This window comes from uncultured Blautia sp. (genome assembly GCF_902497045.1).
GTDB lineage: Bacteria > Bacillota > Clostridia > Lachnospirales > Lachnospiraceae > Blautia_A.
Map to the genome: position 1 here is coordinate 1 of NZ_CABVDF010000144.1, position 7,144 is coordinate 7,144.

At 42.9% G+C, this 7,144-nt stretch carries 7 protein-coding genes and 1 tRNA gene; 2 read left to right on the plus strand and 6 right to left on the minus strand.

The genetic code is table 11. The annotated features are described in order from the left end of the window. Positions 1 to 270: helix-turn-helix domain-containing protein (locus RDS42_RS10325; protein ID WP_308783595.1), on the minus strand; the 270-nt coding region annotated here is incomplete at its 3' end. Positions 271 to 501: 231 nt separating this feature from the next. Here RDS42_RS10325 and RDS42_RS10330 point away from each other — a divergent pair. Continuing rightward, positions 502 to 573 (plus strand) — tRNA-Arg (locus RDS42_RS10330). 56 nt (positions 574 to 629) lie between these two features. Next, positions 630 to 1,541 (plus strand): SH3 domain-containing protein, encoded by a 912-nt coding sequence (locus RDS42_RS10335; protein WP_308783596.1) that lies wholly within the window; start codon positions 630 to 632, stop codon positions 1,539 to 1,541. 80 nt (positions 1,542 to 1,621) lie between these two features. On the opposite strand, the gene RDS42_RS10340 is transcribed toward RDS42_RS10335, so the two are convergent. From RDS42_RS10340 to RDS42_RS10360, 5 genes are read right to left on the minus strand one after another with little or no spacing between them, the layout of a single operon-like run. After that, a complete protein-coding gene (locus RDS42_RS10340) occupies positions 1,622 to 2,440 on the minus strand; it encodes a hypothetical protein (protein WP_308783597.1) in 819 nt (272 codons plus the stop codon). Positions 2,441 to 2,453: 13 nt separating this feature from the next. Then, entirely contained in the window at positions 2,454 to 3,482 is a 1,029-nt protein-coding gene (locus RDS42_RS10345; RefSeq protein ID WP_308783598.1) for a DUF6077 domain-containing protein, read from the minus strand. A gap of 1 nt (position 3,483) precedes the next feature. Continuing rightward, positions 3,484 to 5,775 carry a molybdopterin cofactor-binding domain-containing protein gene (locus RDS42_RS10350; RefSeq protein WP_308783599.1) on the minus strand — a complete coding sequence of 764 codons (2,292 nt, stop codon included), beginning with the start codon at positions 5,773 to 5,775 and terminating at the stop codon, positions 3,484 to 3,486. Continuing rightward, positions 5,772 to 6,251 (minus strand): 2Fe-2S iron-sulfur cluster-binding protein, encoded by a 480-nt coding sequence (locus tag RDS42_RS10355; RefSeq protein ID WP_308783600.1) that lies wholly within the window; start codon positions 6,249 to 6,251, stop codon positions 5,772 to 5,774. Before RDS42_RS10355 ends, RDS42_RS10350 begins: the two co-directional genes overlap by 4 nt. Further along, on the minus strand, positions 6,248 to 7,060 hold the full coding sequence (locus tag RDS42_RS10360; protein WP_308783601.1) for an FAD binding domain-containing protein: 813 nt from the start codon (positions 7,058 to 7,060) through the stop codon (positions 6,248 to 6,250). Before RDS42_RS10360 ends, RDS42_RS10355 begins: the two co-directional genes overlap by 4 nt. Positions 7,061 to 7,144: the final 84 nt, after the last annotated feature.

Here is a 7,144-nt window from a genome sequence, read left to right on the forward strand (position 1 = left end):
GATTCCGTATTTTTTGCAAATATCATCTTGAGAACCATAGCCTGCTAAATAATCTACGACTGCTTGTTGTTTCAATTCTTTGGAATATTTTTTATTCCCTTTCAATGTGAATGCATTTGCGCCCATAGATTCATAGTTTCGAATCCATTGTTGGACAGATGCGAGACTTACATCAAACATATCGGCAATTCGCCGTTGACTTTCTTTTCCATCCAGATATAGATTTACAGCATATATCTTATCCGCAACAGATACTTTTCTTTTAGACATAAAATATGCTCCCTCCTAAGTGACAAGTTTTTATTATTTCACTTGTCTACCTAGAAGGGAGCATATCATCCCGACAGCCCCTTTTCAAAACTGACATAACTATTCCGTCAAAAGAAAAAACTTTACATCCAGTCGATATTGTGCTATAATTTTTTAGTCGAAGTGGTTGTATATGAGGTTGCTGTTTAAATGTTAGACAGTAACTAATGATAATGCAGCTTTCGAATTTATGCACCTGTAGCTCAGTGGATAGAGCAGTGGTTTCCGGTACCATGTGCGGGGGTTCGATTCCCTTCAGGTGTGTTTGCGCAGGACAATTGGGAGGTTCCGGCGCGTTGTAATTTAAGGAGGACAAGAACTTGGATAATTTCAGAGAATGGTTATCAGATAATCTCCGCTATTTTATGCTTGGCGGTGCGATTCTGGTGATCGTAGCTGTTTTGTTCTTCGGCATACGTGCTTGTGTAGGAAGCGGGAAGGGTGCTTCTGATGAAGATCAAAAAACAGTTCAGGACAACAGCCAGGGAAATGATCCTTCTTCTCCGGAAGATGATGGGGAGACAAACGACGGGAAGAAAGAAGATGCGAATCCCTTGGAAGAAGGCAGTGCAGATATCACTGCATTCATGCATAGCTACTACAGAGCTTTAGGGGAAAGAGATATTGCAACATTAAGAACTTTGGTCAGTGATCTGACTGCATCTGATGAGTCAAGGATCACAAATGCCAAGGATTATATTGAAGCTTATACACCAGGCAATGTCTACACAAAAAAGGGGTTGGATGATAATTCTTATGTAGTCTATACTTGTTACAGTTATGTCTGCACGGGAATTGATACGCCGGTACCTTCACTGGGATATGCGTATGTTGTAAAAGACAACAAAAATATTTATAAAATCCTGGGAGCAGCGGATCAGAATACAAAGATTTCTACATATATGGAAAATCTTTTAAATGATGCGGATGTCCAGCAGCTGAGAGAAAAGGTGCAGGCGGAGTATGATGCTGCACAGAAAAATGATCCGGGACTTGCGGAATTTCTTAATGGTCTGGGTGAAGATGCCAGTGTTTCCGGAAGTACAGCAAATGGTACAATTCTGACAGTTACGGAAGGCTGCAATGTCAGAGCCGAAGCAAATGACGAGTCAGAGATCATTGGAGGTCTGGATGAGGGAACAGAAGTAGAGAAGCTGGGCCAGGAAGGTGATTGGATACAAATTGAATATGAGGGACAGACAGGATATGTTTACAGTGGTCTGTTAGAGTGAAAATAGGGTACGGTTTCCGTACCTTATTTTTCACGGCACGTATTCATCACACTTTCAATTTATCATAGTCTGATATATGATCAGGCTCTCCACTTCCAGCGGTCCAGCAAAGGGCTTCTGACTGCATCGGCAGATGCACCAAGCCGATACAGGCTGTAATTACCGGCTGTTCCCACTTCCTGATAGCCCTGTGCTTCTATTTCCTTTTTTTGTTGTTCATTTGGAATCTTTACCACAAGATAATTGCACATGATTCTTTTTCCCACTGCACCTATATTAGTGTAATTAAATACCGGTGCATTAATTTCCAGATACAACCGCCTTGCTCCTGCTCCGGCATTTCCACGGCCCTCTCTGTTAAACATCATACAGATCGACGGATCATACACTCGTACATAAGGTCCAATATAATTGTCTGCTGCCAGAAGAAATTCCGAATCCCCTGCATCTTTTTTTACCATTTCACAAATGGCAGCAACCTCGTCCGGCACTTGCTGATAATTATTGACCAGTTTATAATTTCCAGCCTCATAGATCCCTTTTCCAGAACAAATAATCGCAGCTATACACAATAAAACCAGTACAAACTGGATACCTTGATTCTTTCGTTCCTTCAAAAATTCCGTCATGGCAGATGCGATCAACGGAATTACCGGAAGAAGCCACAACACACGCCAGTATACTGTACTTCCAATACATTTCTGAATAACCTTTGCAGATACCGGACAAAAAAATACGGTCAGCACGACTGCTGTATATGGAATCAGATATTTCATACTTTTTTTATGTCTGCGAAATATCAGGAGAAACAGTATGGAGGCCAGAAAAAGCCACATGACCAGCCCCTCCCCCCAGTAGTTCTTCCAGAAAATTTGTGTCTGTTGAAATATTTCTTTCATCTCTGTCCTCCTGTCAGCTTATCAAAATGTATGCTATACCCAGAATAATCGAAGGAATACAACACAAAAGTCCTTTTGCTGCTGACTTCCAATCTCTTTGCATTACTAAGGATGATACCAGAAAACATCCTGTCATAAGCGGTGCCAGGATAATTCCCATAGAGGACAAAAGACAGCTGCTGATATTAGCCAGAAAGAGAGCTGCCCATAAATTTTTTCTTTTTTCTCCAAAAAATATCGAAATACAAAGGTATAGCAGATAAGGCAGTAAAACAGATGCCAGAACTGCCTTTCCCTGCCAGATCCGAACCATTTGAAAATTTCCTGCATTATATACGGAATATCCCGAAAAACTGCATATACATGCCGCCAAAAGTAAATAAATATCTTTGGCTTTTCTTTCTCCTGAAAATAGTTTTTCTGCAAGGCAATACTGCACCATATATGCCATCGGAAGAAAGATTACCGGAAAAACCATATGAGCCATGATTGCCGGGTGCAGGCCTCCGCTAAGCTGGCTTACTACTGCCAGAAAAACCGGAAACGGAGAAAGGACATAACGTCTGGGCAGGGTTCTGTATTCACAGCCTGTATAAGGATCCACCGCAAAAATAGAATCTGTATGGACATCCGTTGCTGCCGCCGCAACATAAAAGCAATCGTCTGCATCCATGTGTGCCATAGCTGCACACATAAGTACCTGAAGGACAATCACCAGAACAGTCATCCAGAAATATACGGATGGCCGTTCCATCTTTGCCAGCTGGTTCTTACTGCTGTTCTTTTTTTTCCAGAGCAGTAATCCTCCTGCCGCAAATCCAGCGGCAAGAATTCCATATACTGAAGTCAAAACATGAAGAGGCATTTTTAATAGGATCATGGGAAGAACCAGAATTTCCATTGCTGCAAAAAGCAGGAGATATCCATGAAGAAAAAGATCAGGAATTTTCAGCTGCTTCCTGCCTGCAAAAAGAAGCCCCGCTGAAGCAGGAACTGCCGCCAGCCAAAATGCCGCCAGCAAGCCCTTTATCACCATTCTCATCTTATTTCTTCTCCAGTTTCTGTTTCAGAATTCCCATAGCAACCTTTTCCGGAGTAATCGGAAGTTCCCGTACTCTTACTCCGGTAGCATTATAAACGGCATCTGCAATTGCCGGACACGGAGTATTGATAACCAGCTCTCCTATAGATTTTGCCCCAAACGGACCACTTGGTTCATAACTTCCACGAATCTCCACTCGAACATCACCGATATCAAGACGGGACGGAATCTTATACTGCATAAAGGAATTGTTACGGATTTTTCCTTTCTCCGTATACTGAACATCTTCATGAAGTGCCATGCCTATTCCCTGAACAATTCCTCCCTCTGTCTGTACCCGTACAAGATTTGGATTGATCGGTGTGCCACAATCTACTACAGCCGCATAATCAACCACCTTGACGCTTCCTGTTTCTTTGTCTACCTCAACCTCGGCCATACCCACCATAAAAGGCGGCGGTGATATCGGCGAGCAATGAGTCCTGGTAACCTGAAGCTCCTGTGTATTTCCACAGGTTCCTTTAATTGCAATATCTTTCAGGGATACCTTATGTATCTCATCTGTAAATACAAATTCCCCGTCAAAATTCACTTCTTCCGGCTCTGCCTCCAACATTTTTGCACCCAGAGCACAAATCTTCTTTCTCATCTCCTGACATGCCTGAAAAACAGCCATTCCTGTTGTATATGTAGTTGCCGATGCATAAGAGCCGGAATCATAAGGAGAAATATCTGTATCTACGCCAAATACCACGATATTTTCAATGGAAGTCTCCAAACAGTCAGCGGCTATCTGTGAGAGGATCGTGTCACATCCGGTACCCATATCCGTACATCCAAGTCCCAGGGTATAAGATCCGTCCTCATTAAGCTTCATATCTGCTCCGCCTACATCAATGCCTGCAATAGATGAGCCCTGCATAGCCATAGCAACGCCTATGCCTCTGACTTTTCCATTGCCCATATCTTTATATGGATATTTCTCATCCCAGTTCATCATTTCTTTTGCCCGCTTCATACACTGATCCATGGTACAGCTGGGCGCTGTGGTACAATCCTGATATGCCGGAAGCGGCTCCCCTTCCATCGGCATGTTCAGTTCACGCAGCTTCACCGGATCCATATTCATCATGTGAGCCAGTTCATTCACCGCAGATTCTACTGCATAAATGCCCTGAGTAGCCCCATATCCCCGATAGGCTCCTGCTGCCTGTACATTAGTATACACTACATCATAAGCAAAACGATAGGCTTCTGTATGACGGTAAAGAGCAATCGATTTATGTCCGCTTAATCCTACTGTTGTAGGACTGTGTTCTCCATAAGCACCTGCATTAGAAAGGGTATAAACATCCAGTGCCCGAACGATTCCATTTTCATCAGCTCCTGCTCTCACACGGATTTCCATTTCATGACGTGGGGATGCACAGATCTGTGATTCATAACGTGAATAAAGAATTTTAGACGGACGGCCGGTCATCCAGGTAACAAACGCCGGATAGATTTCGCTTACTGACGTCTGTTTCGCTCCAAATCCGCCTCCGATTCTGGGTTTGATCACACGGATTTTTGATGAGGGAATATCCAGTGCATTGCCAAGGATCCTCCTTACATGGAAAGGAACCTGAGTAGAAGAAACCACATTCAGACGTCCAAAATGATCCTTATAACAATATGTACGGAACGTTTCCATCATCGCCTGCTGATTGGCTTTTGTATGATAAGTCCGGTCTACGGTATATTTGCACTCTCCAAGGATTTTTTCCACATCACCGGATTCTTCCACACCAGAGGCACAAAGATTTCTTTTATTGTCTGCTCCTACAGGAACTTTTGCCTCCCAGTCCTCTTCCGGATGTACAAGGATTTCTCCATCCTTTGCTTTATGCATGTCGAGTACAGGCTCATCTACACGATATTTTACTTTAATCCTTTTCATCGCCTTCTCAGCTGCTTCTTCTGTTTCCGCAGCAACAATCGCCACTGCATCTCCAACAAATCTCAGCCTTTGATCCAGAATATAATGATCATAAGGGCTTAACTCCGGATAAGTTTGTCCTGCCAGAGTAAAACGTTTCCGGGGTACATCCTTATAGGTATAGACAGCCACAATTCCATTGACCTGTCTTGCTGTACCTGTTTTTATCTCCTCAATCCAGGCATTCGCATAAGGGCTTCGCAAAATCTTGACAATCAAGCAGTCTTTCGGTGCCAGATCATTGGTGAATACCGGTTTTCCGGTTACCAGCGCCATGGCATCTTTTTTTCTTACCGGCTTACTGACATAACTCATTCTGCTGCCTCCTCCCTCTTCTTTGTTTTTTTATACTGAAGATATTTCAGAATACTTCGCGTCTGTCCCACAAATCCTGAACATCTGCAAAGGTTTCCTGCAAGATACTCCTTAATATCCTCCTCTGTCGGATCCTCCAATTCATTTTCCATTGCAAATATATTCATGATAAATCCCGGATTACAGAATCCGCATTGCTCCGCGCCCTCATCTGCCAGAAAAGCACCAAATTCTTCTGCTTCCTTCTGCATTCCTTCCATTGTTACAATTTTTTTTCCTTCTGCACGAAGAGCCAGCGTACTGCAGGAAAGAATCGGTTTTCCATCCATCAAAACAGTACACAGACCACAATTGGAAGTCTCACAGCCACATTTAATACTGTAACATCCCTTATCTCTCAAAAAATCCAGAAGCATCGTATCCGGTTCCACTTCATCATGACGATAAACACCATTCAGCCAAAAACTCAGATTCATTCTTTTATCCCTCCTAATGCTTCCCAGGCTCTTCTGGTCAGTACTTCCGTAAGGAGCCTGCGATATTCCTTAGATCCACGCATATTGCTGCCAACCGGCACATTTGCAGCCGCATATTCTGAAAATTTCCGGACAGCCTCTGCCTTTTCTTTTTTGGACATTTCTTTAAATCCATAAAGAAGATCTTCTCTGTCTTCCACCACCATAGCACAACCCGGTCTTGCACCGATAATTGTCCTTGGCTGCTCCCCAATCAGAGATGCCGCACAGGTAAGAACCGGAAAATCTGTCTCTGTATTTCTCTGGCTGAGATATACAGTTTTCAAAGGGGTTTTCTTTACGATTACAGACTGCAGAATATCTCTGTCTTTTTTCATTTTTACAAACTCAGCAAGGGGGATTCTGCCTGCCTGATACAAATCTACCCAGGTATCCATAGCAAGAAACATTGACAGGACATCAGAAAATCCATACCTCCCAAAAATGCTTCCCCCTACCGTAGCACAGTTACGAAACTGTACTCCAACAATGTGACGGAGACTTTCTCTGATTGCGCCCTGTGTAAATGTATTCAGAGATTTATCCATTTCCAGATCACGCAGTGTTGTCATACATCCAATCACATATTCGTCCTCCAGCTCCTGAACAGTATCCAAACCCAGACCCGAAAGATCAATTGCGGTAGAAACATTCCTGTTTCCCATTTTCAGCCATATCATACCGCCCAGAACACAGGCACTTTTTTTCTGATTCAGCTCGTAGGCTTCAGCAATACTGTTCACCTTTACATAGCTTTTAATCTTTAGCATATGAACTTCCTTTCTTTTATCAATTAATATCTAACTAACAGATATACAGTCTGCCCTGTCAAATGGGCATACTTAATTTTATTT

Bases quoted from the DNA above. Each gene is read 5' to 3' on its own strand.
- RDS42_RS10340 (WP_308783597.1), bottom strand. From the start codon at position 2,440: ATGAAAGAAATATTTCAACAGACACAAATTTTCTGGAAGAACTACTGG.
- RDS42_RS10345 (WP_308783598.1), bottom strand. From the start codon at position 3,482: ATGAGAATGGTGATAAAGGGCTTGCTGGCGGCATTTTGGCTGGCGGCA.
- RDS42_RS10350 (WP_308783599.1), bottom strand. From the start codon at position 5,775: ATGAGTTATGTCAGTAAGCCGGTAAGAAAAAAAGATGCCATGGCGCTG.
- RDS42_RS10355 (WP_308783600.1), bottom strand. From the start codon at position 6,251: ATGAATCTGAGTTTTTGGCTGAATGGTGTTTATCGTCATGATGAAGTG.
- RDS42_RS10360 (WP_308783601.1), bottom strand. From the start codon at position 7,060: ATGCTAAAGATTAAAAGCTATGTAAAGGTGAACAGTATTGCTGAAGCC.